Annotated in this window: 16 protein-coding genes; 6 read left to right on the top strand and 10 right to left on the bottom strand. The window is 62.0% G+C overall.

Annotated features, from left to right (window positions below):
• Window positions 1-29 precede the first annotated feature (29 nt).
• The 5 genes from mnmC (at window position 30) to GKKCFE_RS06500 (ending at window position 7623) form a co-directional block, all read left to right on the top strand.
• Window positions 30-2012: a bifunctional tRNA (5-methylaminomethyl-2-thiouridine)(34)-methyltransferase MnmD/FAD-dependent 5-carboxymethylaminomethyl-2-thiouridine(34) oxidoreductase MnmC gene (gene mnmC, locus GKKCFE_RS06520; protein WP_445577624.1), complete on the top strand. Its 1983-nt coding sequence runs from the start codon at window positions 30-32 to the stop codon at window positions 2010-2012.
• A 284-nt stretch (window positions 2013-2296) separates the two neighbouring features.
• The gene (locus GKKCFE_RS06515; protein WP_417694236.1) at window positions 2297-4069 is read left to right on the top strand and encodes an N-acetylglutaminylglutamine amidotransferase; all 1773 of its coding nucleotides are present in this window, start codon (window positions 2297-2299) and stop codon (window positions 4067-4069) included.
• Between the two features lie 3 nt (window positions 4070-4072).
• Window positions 4073-5806, top strand: coding sequence for an N-acetylglutaminylglutamine synthetase (ngg, locus tag GKKCFE_RS06510; protein WP_445577623.1), 1734 nt, complete (start codon window positions 4073-4075; stop codon window positions 5804-5806).
• Between the two features lie 176 nt (window positions 5807-5982).
• A complete protein-coding gene (locus GKKCFE_RS06505; RefSeq protein WP_047226286.1) occupies window positions 5983-7173 on the top strand; it encodes an osmoprotectant NAGGN system M42 family peptidase in 1191 nt (396 codons plus the stop codon).
• A gap of 222 nt (window positions 7174-7395) precedes the next feature.
• Entirely contained in the window at window positions 7396-7623 is a 228-nt protein-coding gene (locus tag GKKCFE_RS06500) for a YheU family protein (protein ID WP_047226285.1), read from the top strand.
• Here the strand turns inward: GKKCFE_RS06500 and csrA are convergent.
• From csrA to GKKCFE_RS06485, 3 genes are all read right to left on the bottom strand, one after another.
• The gene (gene csrA, locus GKKCFE_RS06495) at window positions 7612-7812 is read right to left on the bottom strand and encodes a carbon storage regulator CsrA (RefSeq protein WP_076385804.1); all 201 of its coding nucleotides are present in this window, start codon (window positions 7810-7812) and stop codon (window positions 7612-7614) included. The two genes, GKKCFE_RS06500 and csrA, sit on opposite strands and share 12 nt — an antisense overlap.
• A gap of 151 nt (window positions 7813-7963) precedes the next feature.
• On the bottom strand, window positions 7964-8296 hold the full coding sequence (locus tag GKKCFE_RS06490) for a YnfA family protein (protein ID WP_076385806.1): 333 nt from the start codon (window positions 8294-8296) through the stop codon (window positions 7964-7966).
• A gap of 57 nt (window positions 8297-8353) precedes the next feature.
• On the bottom strand, window positions 8354-9169 hold the full coding sequence (locus tag GKKCFE_RS06485) for an SDR family oxidoreductase (protein ID WP_076385809.1): 816 nt from the start codon (window positions 9167-9169) through the stop codon (window positions 8354-8356).
• A 367-nt stretch (window positions 9170-9536) separates the two neighbouring features.
• On the opposite strand from GKKCFE_RS06485, the gene GKKCFE_RS06480 reads away from it, so the two are divergent.
• Window positions 9537-9689, top strand: coding sequence for a DUF3309 family protein (locus GKKCFE_RS06480; protein WP_018606531.1), 153 nt, complete (start codon window positions 9537-9539; stop codon window positions 9687-9689).
• Window positions 9690-9747: 58 nt separating this feature from the next.
• Here the strand turns inward: GKKCFE_RS06480 and GKKCFE_RS06475 are convergent, their stop codons facing one another.
• The 7 genes from GKKCFE_RS06475 to GKKCFE_RS06445 all read right to left on the bottom strand — a co-directional run bounded on the left by GKKCFE_RS06475 (window position 9748) and on the right by GKKCFE_RS06445 (window position 17777).
• Window positions 9748-11841, bottom strand: a complete 2094-nt coding sequence (locus GKKCFE_RS06475; protein WP_445577622.1) for an LTA synthase family protein — start codon at window positions 11839-11841, stop codon at window positions 9748-9750.
• A 290-nt stretch (window positions 11842-12131) separates the two neighbouring features.
• A complete protein-coding gene (speE, locus tag GKKCFE_RS06470) occupies window positions 12132-13007 on the bottom strand; it encodes a polyamine aminopropyltransferase (protein WP_047226280.1) in 876 nt (291 codons plus the stop codon).
• Window positions 13008-13174: 167 nt separating this feature from the next.
• Window positions 13175-13582, bottom strand: a complete 408-nt coding sequence (locus tag GKKCFE_RS06465) for a lipoprotein (RefSeq protein ID WP_047226279.1) — start codon at window positions 13580-13582, stop codon at window positions 13175-13177.
• 14 nt (window positions 13583-13596) lie between these two features.
• Window positions 13597-14796: a c-type cytochrome biogenesis protein CcmI gene (gene ccmI / locus GKKCFE_RS06460; protein ID WP_445577621.1), complete on the bottom strand. Its 1200-nt coding sequence runs from the start codon at window positions 14794-14796 to the stop codon at window positions 13597-13599.
• Complete coding sequence (locus GKKCFE_RS06455) at window positions 14789-15262, bottom strand: cytochrome c-type biogenesis protein (protein WP_047226277.1); 474 nt, start codon at window positions 15260-15262, stop codon at window positions 14789-14791. The genes ccmI and GKKCFE_RS06455 overlap by 8 nt, the downstream gene beginning before the upstream one ends.
• Complete coding sequence (locus tag GKKCFE_RS06450; protein ID WP_047226276.1) at window positions 15259-15795, bottom strand: DsbE family thiol:disulfide interchange protein; 537 nt, start codon at window positions 15793-15795, stop codon at window positions 15259-15261. Before GKKCFE_RS06450 ends, GKKCFE_RS06455 begins: the two co-directional genes overlap by 4 nt.
• The gene (locus GKKCFE_RS06445) at window positions 15792-17777 is read right to left on the bottom strand and encodes a heme lyase CcmF/NrfE family subunit (protein WP_047226275.1); all 1986 of its coding nucleotides are present in this window, start codon (window positions 17775-17777) and stop codon (window positions 15792-15794) included. Before GKKCFE_RS06445 ends, GKKCFE_RS06450 begins: the two co-directional genes overlap by 4 nt.
• Window positions 17778-17780: the final 3 nt, after the last annotated feature.

Below are 17780 nucleotides of genomic sequence, written 5' to 3'. Positions count from 1 at the left end.
ATGGCCTCCCAGTTTTGACCGAGCCTGCCATGACACCCGTACAGCACCACGCCCAACTCGACTGGGACGATCAGGGTCGCCCGCGCTCGCGGGTGTTCGACGATGTGTATTTTTCCGACCAGTCGGGCCTGGAAGAAACCCGCTATGTGTTCCTTGAACAGAACAACCTGACCGAGCGTTTTGCCGCGCTGCCGGACGACGGGCGGCTGGTGATCGGCGAGACCGGGTTTGGCACCGGGCTGAATTTTCTCTGCGCCTGGCAGTTGTTCGAGCAGTGCGCACCGGCCGGGGCGCGGCTGCATTTTGTCAGTGTCGAGAAATTCCCCTTGAGCCCCCCCGACCTGCGCCGGGCACTGGATTTGTGGCCGCAACTCAAGCTTCAGGCGGATCAATTGCTTGCGCAGTACGTCGCCATCCATCAGGGCTTCCAGCGCCTGACGCTGGGAGACGGCCGGGTGACCCTGACCTTGTTGATCGGCGACGCCCTGGAGCAATTACCGCAGCTGGATGCGCAAATCGATGCCTGGTTCCTGGACGGTTTCGCGCCGGCGAAAAATCCCGAGATGTGGACCGCCGAGCTGTTTGCCGAACTGGCGCGCTTGGCTGCGCCCGGCGCGACCCTCAGCACCTTTACCAGCACCGGCTGGGTGCGACGGTTGTTGAACGCGGCCGGCTTCAAGATGAAGCGTACGCCGGGCATTGGCCATAAATGGGAAATCCTTCGCGGAGTGTTTCTCGGCTGGCCGCAGCTGACACCCGCACCGCCCCCGGTAAGACCCTGGTACACCCGCCCCACGGCGCACAGCGGCGAGCGTCGAGCCCTGGTGATCGGTGGCGGCCTGGCCGGTTGCGCCAGCGCGTCCAGCCTCGCGGCCCGTGGCTGGCAGGTGACGCTGCTGGAACGGCATGCCGGGTTGGCCGAAGAAGCGTCCGGCAACCCGCAGGGCGTGTTGTATCTCAAGCTTTCGGCCCATGGTACGGCGCTGTCGCAGATGATCCTCAGCGGTTTCGGTTACACCCGGCGCCTGCTCGAACATCTGCAGCGAGGTGTGGACTGGGACGGCTGCGGTGTCTTGCAACTGGCCTTCAGCGCCAAGGAAGCCGAGCGCCAGACGCAATTGTCCGAGGCCTTTGCCGAGGATTTGCTGCACGTCCTGGATCAGTCCCAGGCCGAGGCGCAGTCCGGTATCGGCCTGGCCTGTGGCGGTCTGTTTTACCCGCAAGGCGGTTGGGTCCATCCGCCCGCGCTGTGCCGTTGGCAGGCATCCGCCCCCAAGATTGAGGTGCAAGCCCACCATGAAGTCCTCGAGCTGCGCTGTGTCGACGGTCAGTGGCAGGCCTGGGACGGCGAGCGTTGCCTGGCCAGCGCACCGATAGTGATCCTCGCCAGCGCCGCCGAGATCAAACGCTTCGATGCGGCCGCCGACTTGCCCCTCAAGCGCATTCGCGGGCAGATCACCCGCCTGTCGCAAACCGCCCACAGCCAGGCACTGCGCACGGTGGTCTGCGCCGAAGGCTACGTGGCTCCGGCACGGTTGGGCGAGCACACCCTGGGGGCCAGTTTCGATTTCAAGAACGACGACCTGACCCCTACCGCCGCCGAGCACGCCGGCAACCTGCAGATGCTGGAGCAAATCTCCGCTGATCTGGTGGAACGCCTGGACGCCAGCACCCTGGACCCGGCACACCTCCAGGGCCGCGCGGCGTTCCGTTGCACCAGTCCGGACTATCTGCCGATTGTCGGCCCCTTGGCCGAGAGTCAGGCCTTCACCCAGGCATACTCGGCGCTGAGCAAGGACGCCCGCCAAGTGCCGGACTGCCCATGCCCCTGGCTCGATGGCTTGTACATCAACAGCGGCCACGGCTCCCGGGGCCTGATCACCGCGCCATTGTCGGGCGAGTTGATTGCCGCCTGGCTGGACAACGAACCTTTGCCCCTGCCCCGAAGCGTGGCCGAGGCCTGCCATCCGAACCGGTTTGCGTTGCGGGCGCTGGTTCGGGGCAAGGCCTAATGCAGATTGCCGGTATGCCACAAAAACCTGTGGGAGCGAGCCTGCTCGCGATTGCGCCAGATCATCTGGCATCCAAGTGACTGGCACACCGCGATCGCGAGCAGGCTCGCTCCCACAGGTTGATGTTTTGCCGTGGTTTTTCAGCCGCCCGAGCGCCCCTACTTCAGCTGCTTATAACGCATTGATCTAAAACTCACACCAATCCCACCGGTCAGTTTCAAAGTACCCGCCATTTTGGCGTATGGTGTTTGACCCCTCCCCAACGGAAAAACCGGTAAGGACTTATGTGCGGATTAGCTGGAGAGTTACGTTTCGATCAACAACCTGCGGACCTTGCGGCCGTAGAGCGAATCACCCATCACCTGGCTCCTCGCGGCCCCGACGCGTGGGGTTTCCACAGTCAGGGCCCCATTGCCCTGGGCCATCGGCGCCTGAAAATCATGGACTTGTCCGACGGTTCGGCCCAGCCGATGATCGACAATCAACTGGGCCTGTCCCTGGCCTTCAACGGCGCGATCTACAACTACCCTGAATTGCGCGCCGAGCTGGAAGGCCTGGGCTACGCCTTCTATTCCGGTGGCGACACCGAAGTACTGCTCAAGGGCTACCACGCCTGGGGCGAAGCACTGTTGCCCAAGCTCAACGGCATGTTCGCCTTCGCCATCTGGGAACGCGACGCCAAGCGGCTGTTCATCGCCCGCGACCGCCTCGGTGTCAAACCGCTGTACCTGTCGCGCACCGGCCAGCGCCTGCGCTTTGCCTCGGCGTTGCCGGCGCTGCTCAAGGGCGGCGACATCAGCCCGATGCTCGACCCGGTGGCGCTGAACCATTACCTGAACTTCCATGCCGTGGTCCCGGCGCCCCGCACCCTGCTGGCCGGCGTCGAAAAGCTGCCGCCTGCCACCTGGATGCGGGTCGAAGCCGACGGCACCACCGAGCAGAAAACCTGGTGGACCCTGCCCTACGGTCCACGGGCCGATGAGCAAAACCTGACCCTGCAAGACTGGATCGACCGCGTGCTCGACAGCACCCGTGAAGCGGTCGCCATTCGTCAGCGTGCCGCCGTGGATGTCGGCGTGCTGCTTTCCGGCGGCGTGGACTCCAGCATGCTGGTGGGCCTGCTGCGGGAGGTCGGTGTGGAAAACCTTTCCACATTCTCCATCGGCTTCCAGGATGCCGGTGGCGAGCGCGGTGACGAGTTCCAGTATTCGGACCTGATCGCCAAGCACTACGGCACTCATCACCACCAGTTACGCATCGACGAAAAAGAAATCATTGAGCAACTGCCGGCGGCGTTTCGGGCCATGAGCGAGCCGATGGTCAGTCACGACTGCATCGCCTTCTACCTGCTGTCGCGGGAAGTGTCCAAGCATTGCAAAGTGGTGCAAAGCGGCCAGGGCGCCGATGAACTGTTCGCCGGTTACCACTGGTATCCACAAGTGGACGGTGCCAGTGACCCATACGCGGCCTATCGCGCCGCATTCTTTGATCGCAGCTACGAAGAATATGCCGCTACCGTGCAGCCCAAATGGCTGACGGCCAATGACGCGGCCGGTGATTTCGTCAAGGAACACTTCGCCCAACCGGGCGCCGACGCAGCGGTGGACAAGGCCCTGCGTCTGGACAGCACGGTGATGTTGGTGGACGACCCGGTCAAGCGCGTCGACAACATGACCATGGCCTGGGGCCTGGAAGCGCGCACGCCATTCCTGGATTACCGACTGGTGGAACTCTCGGCACGGGTCCCGGCGAAATTCAAGCTGCCCGACGGCGGCAAACAGGTCCTGAAGGAAGCCGCTCGACGGGTGATCCCTGGCGAGGTCATCGACCGTAAAAAAGGCTATTTCCCTGTACCCGGTCTCAAGCATCTGGAAGGCAACACTTTGGCCTGGGTCCGCGAACTGCTGCTGGATCCGAGCCAGGATCGCGGCCTGTTCAACCCGGCGATGCTTGATCGACTGCTGACCGACCCCAACGGCCAGCTCACTCCGTTGCGCGGCTCAAGGCTGTGGCAACTGGCGGCGCTGAACCTGTGGCTCAGCGAGCAAGGAATCTGATCGATGAAACCCCACAATCAACGCCTGCTGCGGGGCCAGGCGCCCTCCTACGAACGCCTGCAGGCGCGACTGGCCGAAGACGGCAGCGAACTGGGCGCCGACCCGATCGCGGTGCACTGCGGCTGGGGCCGATTGCTGATCGGCCACACCTTCCCGGACCCGGCAAGCCTGGCCCAAGAGCTGCTCAATGAGCAATCGGGTGAGCGCGACATTGCCTTGTACGTCGCCGCCCCCCAGCAAATACTCGGGCTGGAGCCGGCGCAGCTGTTTCTCGACCCATCCGACACCTTGCGCCTGTGGTTCAGCGACTATCGCCAGGCCACCCGGGTATTTCGCGGTTTCCGGATACGCCGGGCCCAGAGCGACGCCGACTGGCAGGCGATCAACCTGCTGTATCAGGCCCGGGGCATGTTGCCCATCGATCCGCAACGACTCACACCGCGCCATGAAGGCGGGCCGGTCTACTGGCTGGCCGAAGATGATGACACCGGCGCGGTGATCGGCAGCGTCATGGGCCTGAATCACCAGAAAGCCTTCAACGACCCGGAAAACGGCAGCAGCCTCTGGTGCCTGGCCGTGGATCCGCAGTGTTCGCGGCCCGGTGTCGGTGAGGTCCTGGTGCGCCACCTCATCGAGCACTTCATGAGCCGGGGCCTGAGTTACCTGGACCTTTCGGTGCTGCACGACAATCGCCTGGCAAAAAGTCTCTACGCCAAGCTCGGGTTCCGTAATCTTTCGACGTTCGCCATCAAACGCAAGAACTGCATCAATCAGCCGTTGTTCCTGGGGCCGGGCCCCGAGGCGCAGTTCAATCCTTATGCGCGCATCATTGTCGAAGAGGCTCACCGCCGGGGCATCGAAGTCCAGGTGGACGACGCCGAAGGTGGATTGTTTACCCTGGTCCACGGCAGCCGCCGGATCAGGTGCCGTGAATCCCTCAGCGACCTGACCAGCGCTATCAGCATGACCCTGTGCCAGAACAAAAGCCTGACCCACAAGGTGCTGAAAAACGCCGGCTTGAACTTGCCGGCCCAACAGTTGGCTGGCAACGCCGATGACAACCTGGCCTTTCTCGATGAGCACGAACGGGTAGTGGTCAAGCCACTGGACGGTGAACAGGGCCAGGGTGTTGCGGTGGATCTGCGCACGATTGAAGAGGTGCAGAGCGCGATTGAAACGGCCCGCCAGTTTGACAGCCGGGTGCTGCTGGAGAGCTTCCACGAGGGCCTGGACCTGCGCGTACTGGTGATTGGCTTTGAAGTGGTGGCAGCGGCGATCCGGCGGCCGGCGGAGGTGATCGGCGACGGTCGGCACACCATCGGCGCGCTGATCGAGGCCCAAAGCCGCCGCCGACAGGCGGCCACGGGGGGTGAAAGCAAGATTCCCATGGACGCCGAGACCCAACGCACATTGAGCGCGGCAGGCTATGACTACGACAGTGTGCTGCCCGCCGGCAAACACCTGTTCGTACGGCGTACGGCGAACCTTCATACGGGCGGCGTGCTGGAAGATGTCACGAGCATCCTCCATCCGACCCTGACTGAAGCTGCGATACGCGCCGCGCGGGCCTTGGATATTCCCATGGTTGGCCTCGACCTGTTAGTGCCGGCGGCCGATCAGCCCGAATACGTGTTCATTGAAGCCAACGAACGCGCCGGCCTGGCCAACCACGAACCGCAACCCACTGCCGAACGCTTTGTGGATTTATTGTTTCCCCATAGTCAGGCGGTGGCCTAGGTCTTTTCTCTGTGGCGAGGGAGCTTGCTCCCGCTGGGCTGCAAAGCAGCCCCCTCCATCTATAACCGGGTTTGTGGGACAGGCCGGAAATCTGAACGGCGACCGCTTCGCGGTCGAGCGGGAGCAAGCTCCCTCGCCACAGGTTCCCTTACTTAAACCTTCCTGGAGGAGTTTCCATGATCAGCAAAATTCCCGAACCCGATCTTGAGTACCTGCAAAAAGTCCTGCTGGAAATGCTCGCCATTCCCAGCCCCACCGGCTTCACCGACACCATCGTGCGCTACGTCGCCGAGCGGCTCGAAGAGTTGGGTATCGAGTTTGAAATGACCCGGCGCGGCACGATCCGCGCCACCCTCAAGGGCCGCAAGAGCAGCCCCGATCGGGCCGTGTCGGCTCACCTGGACACCATCGGCGCCTCGGTGCGCGCCATCAAGGACAACGGGCGCCTGACCCTGGCTCCGGTGGGTTGCTGGTCCAGCCGCTTTGCCGAGGGCAGTCGCGTCAGCCTGTTTACGGACACGGGGGTGATCCGAGGCAGCGTACTGCCGCTGATGGCGTCCGGGCATGCATTCAACACCGCCGTGGACGAAATGCCCATCAGTTGGGATCACATCGAACTGCGCCTGGACGCCTACTGCACCACCCGCGCCGATTGCGAAACACTGGGGGTGGGCATTGGCGACTATGTGGCGTTCGATCCTTTGCCGGAGTTCACCGAGAGTGGCCATATCAGTGCTCGGCACCTGGACGATAAAGCCGGGGTCGCGGCGCTGCTGGCGGCGCTCAAGGCGATTGTCGACAGTGGCGAAGAACTGCTGATCGACTGCCACCCGCTGTTCACGATTACCGAAGAAACCGGCAGCGGCGCGGCGGCTGCGCTGCCTTGGGATGTCAGCGAGTTCGTCGGCATCGACATCGCGCCGGTCGCACCGGGCCAGCACTCGAGCGAACACGCAGTGAGCGTGGCGATGCAGGATTCCGGGGGCCCTTACGACTATCACCTGTCACGGCACTTGCTGAAGCTGGCCAGGGAAAACGAACTGCCGGCGCGCCGCGACCTGTTCCGTTATTACTTCAGCGATGCCCATTCCGCCGTCACCGCCGGCCACGATATCCGCACCGCCCTGCTGGCTTTCGGCTGCGACGCCACCCATGGCTATGAACGCACCCACATCGACAGCCTGGCCGCCCTGAGCCGCCTGCTGGGCGCCTACATTCTCAGCCCACCGGTATTCGCCAGCGACGCCCAACCGGCCCAGGGTTCGCTGGACCGCTTCAGCCATCAGCTCGAACACGATGCGCAGATGGAAAGCGATACCCGGGTGCCGTCGGTAGATAGTTTGATTGGGCAGCGGTCGGATAACTGAGCACAGTTCCAGAATCTCAGTGCCCGTCATGACGCCATCGCGAGCAGGCTCGCTCCCATAAGGAGACCTTCGTTGAGCATAAAGTTCGTGCCCGACGCAGGCACACTGTGGGAGCGAGCCTGCTCGCGATAGCGCCGCAACAGACACCGCAAGCCCCAAGCCAGGCTAGCCGCAAAAGCCCTTTGGTCGTAGCATCGCGACATTGTCTAGCCGAGGTACCCCATGCTGATCCCTTACGACCAACTCGAAGTCGACACGCTCACTCGCCTGATCGAAGATTTCGTGACCCGCGACGGCACCGACAATGGCGATGACACGCCGCTGGAGACCCGCGTATTGCGGGTCCGGCAGGCCTTGACCAAAGGCCAGGCGATGATCGTCTTCGACCCGGAAAGCGAACAGTGCCAGTTGATGCTCAAGCACGACGTGCCCAAGCATCTATTCGACTGAGCAGACCTTGCGATTGGCCAGGGCCCTTTTTTTCTGAATCTTTTCGTATATCTCGGAGCGATGAACGTCGATGTGCCGTGGCGCTTCCACGCCAAAACGAACAGTGGTGCCGTTGACCGAGAGCACTCGGACGGAAATATCATCACCGATGGAAATCAGTTCACCCACAGCGCGGCTAAGTACGAGCATGGTTCTTGTCCTTAAGAATATCTGGACCTTGACCATGCCCGCCCCGCCTGAGGTTCTCAAGAGACCCTCAAGAATTCAGTAACGCCCTACAAGCAACACTCTGGCAACTGAAGGAAACGTCCTGCAAAACCCTGTCGGATAGCGGACTTATTCAAGAGGCGGAAACCCGCGGACCGAACAGAATCACACTCGCCCCCAACACGCAGAGCGCCACCCCCACCCAGTCGGAAGTCAGCGGCCGCGCTCGCTCCACCACGGCCAGCCAGCCGATCGAGGCGATGATATAGATACCGCCATAAGCGGCGTAGGCACGACCGGCGTAGGTCGCTTCGATGCGGGTCAGCAACAGGGCGAACAGCGTAAGACTCAACAGGGCCGGCACAATCCACCAGGCGCTCTTGCCCTGGCGTAGCCACATCCAGAACGCGTAACAGCCGGCGATTTCAAACAGCGCGGCGAGAAAGAACCAAAAATAGTTGAGCATGTGAGCGTCCATCAGGAGGGCCGAATGCGGCCATCCTGAGGACGCCGGACACTCAGGTCAACTCGGGTTCTGTCGAGCCTTGGCGCGCATCTTGTCGGCCATGACGGTCATTTCGTCGTACAGCAATTGCGGATTCTTCTGCTTGATGGCCCAGGCCATGCGCCCTTGCTCGTGGGGCAGGATCATGAACTGGCCCTGGGCGACCTGTTCATAGATGTAATCGGCAATCTCGGCAGCGCTGATCGGCGAGCTTTCCAGCAGCTTGCCGACCTGGGCTTTCATTGCCGGCGTCGGGCCGCGGAAGGAGTCCAGCAGGTTGGTCTGGAAAAACGACGGGCACACCACATGCACACCGATTTCCTGCTGTGCCAGCTCGATCAACAGGCTTTCCGACAGCGCCACCACACCAGCCTTGGCCACGTTGTAGTTGCTCATGGCCGGGCCCTGCATCAGGGCGGCCATGGAGGCGATGTTGATGATCTTGCCGCGGCTTTTTTCCAGCAACGGCAAGAACGCCTTGCAACCCTTGACCACGCCCATCAGGTTGATCGCGATCTGCCAGTCCCAATCCTCCAGGGACAGTTCACTGAAGAACCCACCCGAGGCCACACCGGCATTGTTGACGATGATGTCGATGCCACCGAGCTTCTCTTCGCAGGCCTGGGCAAACGCCGTCAGTTGGCTGTAGTCGCGCACGTCGCAGCGCTGGACAAAACCGTCGCCGCCAGCGTCACGCACCAACCTGAGGGTTTCCTGAAGGCCCGGCTCACTGACATCCGACAAGGCCAGGCGCCAGCCTTCGCGGGCCCAGCGCAGCGCGATTTCGCGACCCAGGCCAGAACCGGCACCGGTAATCATCATGCGATTTTGCATAGGAAACAGCCTTGTTGTTCCGGGAGAGATGCGCCGAGTGTAGCGAAGGACCCCGCCGCACCCACGCTCCATCAGAGTGCTGAATGGCGAGGGCAAACCTTAATAGGTTTTGAGGGGAACAACCCAGTGGAACCGCCTGTGGGAGCAAAGCTTGCTCGCGATCGGCGCGACGCAGTTCTGGAAGATGGTGTCGTTTGCAGCGCGAGCCCGCTTTGCTCCCGAAGACGGGTTCTTTCACGCCTCAAAAAGACTTTGAATTTTTTACAGGACGTTACGGTCGTACTTATTAAGCCGCCCGGATTTAACGCATGCGTGCTGGTAGTTGAAAGTTGCATCACTCCAGAACTGACCAATAAGGAAATCAACAATGGGCACAATACTCATCATTATCCTGATCCTCCTGCTGATCGGTGGCCTGCCGGTCTTCCCGCACTCTAGAAGTTGGGGTTACGGTCCGTCCGGAATCATCGGTGTCGTACTGGTAGTGCTGTTGATCCTGCTATTACTGGGCAAGATATGAACCACTAAGTGACAAAAAAAGAGGCCCGTTAAGGCCTCTTTTTTATGGGCGGAACTTCTCAGTCCGGAACACCTTGTGTCACGCCGGCGGTGTTATCCAGCAGGCTCTTGGTGGCGGTTTGCAGAAACGCCTCCAGCTTGAGTTTCATTTCGAGAGCCTGCGGCGCGTCGGAGATGACATCCGCGCGTGGCTGGGCACCCAGTTGGTAGCGGTACAGCTTCGGCGCCATTTCCTTTTCCCTTGGCAGTACCAGAATTTTGTCGTCGCGGATTATCGCCGTGGTCTGATCACTGCCCGACGGTTTGATCACGCCAAATCCGCTGTCGCCTGGCGGCAGGTTCAACAGATCGCGGCCCCAGCACTGGTTACGCACTTGCCCGCCGATCCGGCCCATGATGGTCGGGACGATATCGACCTGCGTGCCCACGGTGTGGTTGCGCTGGCCGAACTTTTCCTGGATACCCGGGCCGATCAACAGCATCGGTACGTTGAAACGGCCCAAGTCCATTTCGGTAATCTGGCGCTCGTTACCAAAGCCGTGGTCTCCGACGATGACAAACAGCGTCTCCTTGAAATAAGGCTCCTTGCGGGCCTTTTCGAAGAACTGACCCAGGGCCCAATCGGAATAGCGCATGGCAGTCAGGTGCGCATTCAGGCTGCCACGGTCAGTGACCGGTTCCACCGGCAACGGTGTCGGCAGCGCATACGGCGTGTGGTTGGACAGGGTCTGCAGCAACGCATAGAACGGCTTGCCGTTTTCCCGTGCCTTGAGTTCGATCAGGCTGCGGTCGAACATATCCTGGTCGGACACGCCCCAGGTGGGGTCGGAGAACACCGGGTTCACATAATCATTGCGCCCGATGAACGTGGTCATACCTTGGCCGCTGAAGAAACCCGACTGGTTGTCCCAGGCGAAATCACCGTTGTAGACATACACGTCGTCGTAGTTGCGGGCACTGAGCAGTTGCGGCAGCCCCGAAAACTTGTGGCTGCCTTCAGGTGTCTGCATCAGATACTCGAAGCCCGGCAGGTTCGGGAAGCAGGCCATGGTGGCGAACATGCCCTGATGGGTGTGAGTACCATTGGAGAAGAAGCGGTCAAACAGCAGACCTTCCTTGGACAGTTTGTCCAGATAAGGCGTGATATTGCCCGGCGCGCCCAAGGCACCTACCGAGTGCCCCGCCATGCTTTCCATGAGAATCACTACCACGTTCTTGATCGGCAAAGTCTTGTCGGCCGGTGGCGTGTAGTCGCGACGTACGGCGGCGGTGTCTGCATCGACCAGTTTGTCGTCGGGCATCACCAGCATGTCCCGCACCGTCTGCTGGGCCAGCGGTTGCTCGAGGGTGGCTTTCCAGATGTTGTCGCGGTGTTCGGACATCCGGCTCTTGGCCGCGGCCACCAGTGACAACGTGCCATTAAGGCCCAACTGGTTGGCAAAGTTCGAATCGGTGGTGTAGACGTCACCCCAGCGCAGCGGCGGCCCCTGGCGCAAGGTACCCCGGGCGGCGCCCACGGCCACGACCAAGCAGACCATGAACACCGCGACACGCCCGTACCACGGAGCCACCTGGCGTGTGCCAATGGTGCCGCCACTGAACGGCCCGCGCGGTCGAGTCGCGCGGTCGGCGCCCTTGAACGCCATCGTGAGGATCAGCGTGCCCACGGCCCACGCCAACAGGTAGCGCACCACCGGGAACCCATACCAGAGCATGCTCATCACGGTTTTCGGGTCTTCCTGCACATACTGGAAGACCAGGCCGTTGAGACGCTGGTGAAACTCGCGGTAGAAGTCCATCTCCATCAGACCGAGGAACAGCGCGATGCTGGCGGTCACGGTCAGCCAGAAACGAAAAAAAACACGAGCCGCCATGGCCCGCGCGCTGAACAAGGCCAGCAGCAGCGGAATACACAGATAGACCACCAGACGCAGGTCAAAACGCAGACCGTTGACGAACGCCTCGACGAAGGTCGAGGCCGGGGTGTCGAGGATCATTTCGCGGTTGTAGACCAGTAGCGCAACGCGCAACAGGCTGAACATGATCATCATCACCAAGGCACAGAGCAACGTGTAGGCCAGGTGAGATTTGACGGTCGGTTGCAGCAGGCGATGCGTGGTGCGTTGCTGACTCAGGGCGTCCGGGATTGCCATGTCGTGTAAGGACCTAATGGGGTTGAGGGCGAATAGAACAACGGCGCGTCCTATGCCGACCATCACCCGGGTCCCTGGGTCTGCGCGAGTGCGCGAGCGTTGAATGAATGGCTGAGCATCGCCATTCATTCACCGACGGCAACAGGCGCCGGGATTGTCCGCAAGGTCCTGTGAAAATTTTGTTCAATGACTATTCGCAAACACAAAAAACTCCGGATTGCCCGATGAGTCTGTGTCGAACCTCTCTGTGGTCAGGGGATATAACCCCCGCCACAGCTTGTGAGTCCTGATCAGTCGTTGCTTGGCTTGTTGATCGCCCGCAAGACGTACTGCGGCATGGCGAACGCGCCGATGTGAACTTCAGGGTTGTAGTAGCGGGTAACAATGCCGCTGCCAATGAAGCGCTCACGCAGGGTCTCGCGGGTCAGCTTGCGATAGGCAGTATCCGTCGAGCCCCAGGCGAAAGTCATGGCGCCACCAATGTAGGTCGGCACGGCGGCCTGGTAGAAATGCCAGTCGGCAAACAGGCCACGCAGACGCCCGGCAGTGGTTTGTACTTCGCCCAGTTGCATGAACGGTGTGCCGTTCTGGGTCACCAGAATGCCGCCTTCGTTCAGGCAGCGATGACAGGCCTGGTAGAAGTTTTCCGAAAACAGCACTTCACCCGGGCCGATCGGGTCGGTGGAGTCGGAGATGATGACGTCGAACTTCTCCTGGGTGGTGGAGACGAAACGCATGCCGTCATCGATCACCAGGTTCAGGCGCGGGTCGTCGTAGGCGCCCTTGGAGTGGTTGGGCAGGAACGCCTTGCACATGTCCACCACGGTGCCGTCGATTTCCACCATGGTGATGTGCTCAACGCCCAGGTGCTTGGTCACTTCACGCAACATGCCGCCGTCGCCACCGCCGATGATCAGCACGCGTTTGGCCGCGCCGTGGGCGAGGATCGGTACATGGGTCAGCATTTCGTGGTAGATGAATTCATCGGCTTCGGTGGTCTGGATCACGCCATCCAGCGCCATCACCCGGCCCATGCGCGGGTTCTCGAAAATCACCAGGTGCTGGTGCTCGGTGCGCACTTCGTGCAGCAGCTTGTCCATCCGAAAACGCTGGCCGTAGCCTTCGTAGAGGGTTTCCAGATAGTCGCCGGTCGGGGTAGTCGTCATGGTCAGGTGCTCCGATAAATACGCGGTTGGCCGGTGAAGGCTCGCAAAGGCGCGCATTCTACGACGCCGGGCATGACAGGTCGAACCTTGAACTCATCACCGGCCAAACTGCGTAGCAGCTGTCGAGCCCAGCCGGGGCGAGCCGGTTCGCCACAGGCTGGTCTCTCTTAGTGGAATTGACGCCCCAACCCCGCCGGAACGCCTTCGATGGTGGTTTCTTCCCACGGCCCGTTCGGGCTGATGGAGCGGCTCCAGCCGTTGCTCCAGCGGTAATAGGTGCGCTGGCGATAGAAGGTGTTGGTGTGGTTGTCCAGCACATAGACCCCAAGTTTGGCGTCCCAGTGGCTATTGCCGCCGGGTGGTGGGGCGAAGCTGGCGGAAGTACGAGGCAACGGCTTGGCCGGTGTGTTCGGCGTGACGGGCTTGCTTGGGGCGGTCGACGGCCCCGGCTTGGTGGCCGGGCCTGAAGACGGGATGGGAGGCAGCGGCGCCGACGGCTGCGGCGGACGCTGGACCGCACAAGCACTCAGGCCCAGGACGAGCGTGAGCAGGGTGATACGAGCGATGGCGGTCATGGTGCGAATTCCTGTTATTTATCCGGGCTGTCGATAGTCAGTTGTTGCTGCGCCGTGGTGCTGCTCGCCAGAGGCTTGCTGCGGCCGATCCATTCACCGGCGGTCGGTTGACCGGCCCGGGAAATACGCGCCACCAGTTGGACTTCAGGGAAGTTCGACAGTTTCAGTTGCGGCATCATGGCGTCCGCGTCGCCCAGCTCCACGGTAACAGGCAGGTCAGCGACGGTCAGGCGCTTGGCCGCCAGCGGCGCCGGCGGGCCGGAAGCGGCGCGGGCAAAGATGAACACGCTGTCGCCCGGCTGCACCTTGGCCTTGAGCGCTGGCGCTAGCTCGACGCGCACCTTGAGCAATGCCGCAGCCTTGCTCACTGCTTGGGCGACCTTGCCGCCGCTGGCCTCAAGCTTCTCGGTGGCGCGGTTGATACCGCCCTGCAGCGCCTCACGGGACTTGTCGCCTTCCGGCAGTTGCGCGAGCAGGCGGCCCCAATAATCAATGGCTTGCTGATAACGCTCGCCTTCGAACGCGGCGATTCCCAGCAGGCCCAGGCTGGTGACTTCCTTGGGATCGAGCTTGAGCGCTTCGTCGGTCAGGGCCTGGACCTTGTCCGACCATTTCTTGCCATCGGCGAAATACTGCGCCTGAGCCCATTGCCCGAGCAGCTCGGGTTGCCGGCCGGCCACCACCACGGTGCGCTCGAAGATCTTCGCCGCATCCGCCGGTCGGTCCTGGGCCATGTAGGTGCGACCGAGGAAATACAAGCCCTCGGCGTTATCCGGTTGCGCGGCCACCGCGCGCTCCAGGCGCAGGGTCATTTCTTCCATCGACTGCGGTGCCTGGGCGAACTCACGGGTCAGCTCGACCTTGTCGCTGGCGCCGAAATGCAGATACAGCCCCAGGCCCAACACCGGCACCAGCACGGCGGCGAGTAACGGCAACGGTTTCCCCAAGCGAGACTCGCGCGGCGCATCGGCGCCTTCGGTGTCGGCGAGCAGTTCACGCGCGGCTTCGGCGCGGCCGGTGTCCAGTTGCGCAGCGTTCAGCACGCCCTCTTCCTGCTCGGCCTGCAACTCGGCGACACGCTCCTGGTACAGCGCCACGTTGAGCGCGGTACGGTCCTCTTCGCGCTGGGCGCGGCGACCGCGCAATACAGGGATCAACAGAAAACTCAGGGCAATCAGGAGAAGCAGACCTGCGGCGAGCCAGAAATCAATCATGCTTGGTTTTATCCAACAGTTGGTCGAGGCGCTGGCGCTCTTCGACAGAAAGCGTGTCCGGGGCAGCCGTGCGCTGGACCCGGCGGCGGCGCACAATCACCGCGATGACAACGAAACCACCGAACAACAGCCCGGCGGGGCCAAACCAGAGCAGCGCGGTCTTGGAGGTCAAGGCCGGGTTGTAGCGCACGAACTCCCCATAGCGGTCCACCATGAAATCGATGATCTGCTGGTTGTCCTTGCCTTCGCCGAGCATGCGGAAAATTTCCTTGCGCAGGTCGGCGGCAATCGGTGCGTTGGAATCGGCGATGTCCTGGTTCTGACACTTGGGGCAGCGCAGCTCCTTGGTCAATTCACGAAACCGCTCGCGCTCGCCCTCGTTGGCGAATTCATAGGTATCGATGGCGGCGTGGGCCACGCCAGCCAGGCTCACCCCGAGGATGAGGGCTGCTAACCAGCGCTTCATGGCTTGGCCTCGTCGACCAGCGCCTGATACTTGGCGGCCAGCTTCTCGCGCCAGACCTGTTCGTCGATCACGCCGACGAACTTGTCGCGGATGACACCCTTGGCGTCGATGAAAAAAGTTTCCGGCGCCCCGTAGACGCCCAGGTTCAGGCCCAGGGAGCCCTCTTCATCGCGGATATCCAGTTGATACGGGTTGTGGAATTCGGCCAGCCACTTCAAGGCATCGGCGTTGACGTCCTTGTAATTGACGCCGTAGATCACCACGCCGTTCTGGGCCAGTTTGTTCAATACCGGATGTTCAACCCGGCAGGAAATGCACCAGGTGCCCCAGACATTGACCAGTGCCGGTTTACCCAGCAGGTCCGCCCGGGTCAGTGTCTTGTCGCCCTGCACCGACGGCAGGGAAAACTCAGGGAACGGCTTGCCGATCATTGCCGAGGGCAATTCGGCCGGGTTCAGGTAGAGCCCCCGGTACAAAAACACCGCCATCAACAAAAACAGCGCCAGCGGCAACAGCATCAACCAACGTTTCATGCAGGGGCTCCCGTCATGCCCAGGGTTTCACGCACCCGGGTTTTTACCTTGACCCGATAACGACGATCCAAGGCCGCCAGCACGCCACCCAGGCCGGTCAGCAAGCCGCCGAACCAGATCCAGCGCACGAACGGCTTGACGTGGACCCGCACAGCCCACGCGCCATCGCCCAGGGACTCACCCAGCGCTACGTAGAGGTCGCGGGTGAAACCGGCATCGATCCCGGCTTCGGTCATCACCGAATTCTGCACGGTATAGAGGCGCTTTTCCGGATGCAGCACGGTCACTTCCTGGCCGTCGCGGAGCACCCGCACGGTGCCTTTGTCGGAAGTGAAGTTCGGGCCTTCGTAATGTTTGGCACCCTCGAAGACAAACTGATAGCCACCCAGATCCATGGACTCTCCGGGCGCCAGGCGCAGGTCGCGCTCGGCGCTGTTCTGGCTGGACAGCACCACGCCCAAGGCACAGACCGCGATACCCAGGTGGGCGAGCTGCATGCCCCAGTAGCTGCGGGTCAGGGTTGGCAGGCCCTTGATCAAGCCCTTGTGGCGGGTCTTGTCGAAGATATCCCTGACCCCGGCCAGCAACACCCAGGCCGCCAGCACGAAGGTCGCCAGCACCGCCCAGTTGAAATCGCCATACGCGATCCCGGCGATGACGGCCAGGGCAGCAGTGCCCAGCAGCACGGGCGTCAGCATGCCCATCAGCCATTTGACCGGTGTGTCTTTCCAGCGCACCAGCATGCCGACAGCCATCACCACCATCAGGATCGCCATCAGCGGAATGAACAGAGCATTGAAGTACGGCGGGCCGACCGACAGCTTGGCGCCGGTCAGCGCGTCGAGCACCAACGGGTACAGCGTGCCCAGCAGGATCATCGACGCGGCAACCACCAGCACCAGGTTGTTGCCCAGCAGCAGGGTTTCCCGGGACCAGAGGTTGAAGCCGACCTGGCTTTTCACCACCGGTGCGCGCACAGCGAACAGCGTCAGCGAGCCGCCGACCACGAACAGCAGGAACATCAGGATGAACACGCCACGCTCAGGGTCAGAGGCAAAGGCATGCACCGAAGTCAGTACGCCGGAACGCACCAGGAAGGTTCCCAGCAGGCTCAGGGAGAATGCGGCGATGGCCAGCAGCACGGTCCAGCTCTTGAACACGCCACGTTTTTCTGTGACGGCCAGGGAGTGGATCAGCGCGGTGCCCACCAGCCAGGGCATGAAGGAGGCGTTTTCCACCGGGTCCCAGAACCACCAGCCACCCCAGCCCAGTTCGTAGTAGGCCCACCACGAACCCAGGGTGATGCCAATGCCCAGGAAGGCCCAGGCGACGATGGTCCAGGGACGCGACCAGCGCGCCCAGGCGGCATCGAGACGACCGCCCAGCAACGCGGCGATGGCGAAGGCGAAGGCCACGGAGAATCCAACGTAGCCCATGTAGAGCATCGGCGGGTGAACGATCAGGCCGATGTCCTGCAGCAACGGATTGAGGTCGCGACCGTCCATCGGCACCTGGGGCAGGATGCGCTCGAACGGATTGGAGGTAACGATCAGGAACAACAGGAAACCGATGCTGATCATCCCCATCACCGCCAGCACCCGGGCCAGCATTACCTGGGGCAACTGCCGGGAGAACACCGAGACCGCGAAGGTCCAGCCGGCGAGGATCAACGCCCAGAGCAACAGAGACCCTTCATGGGCGCCCCACACCGCGCTGAACTTGTAGTACCAAGGCAAGGCGCTGTTGGAGTTACCGGCAACGTAGGCCACGGAGAAATCATCAGCCATGAACGCGTAGGTCAGGCAACCGAAGGCGAACAACATGAAGGCGAACTGCCCCCAAGCCGCCGGCTGGGCCAGGCTCATCCACAAACGATCGCCACGCCAGGCACCGAGTAAAGGCACCACCGCCTGAACGATGGAGAAACACAAGGCCAGGATCATCGCCAGGTGACCCAGCTCGGGAATAAACAGACCGGTCATCGA

The sequence above is a fragment of the Pseudomonas sp. E141 genome, assembly GCF_052659885.1.
The sequence above is the reverse complement of the archived record's forward strand: the minus strand, read 5'-3'. Positions and strand labels throughout refer to the sequence as shown.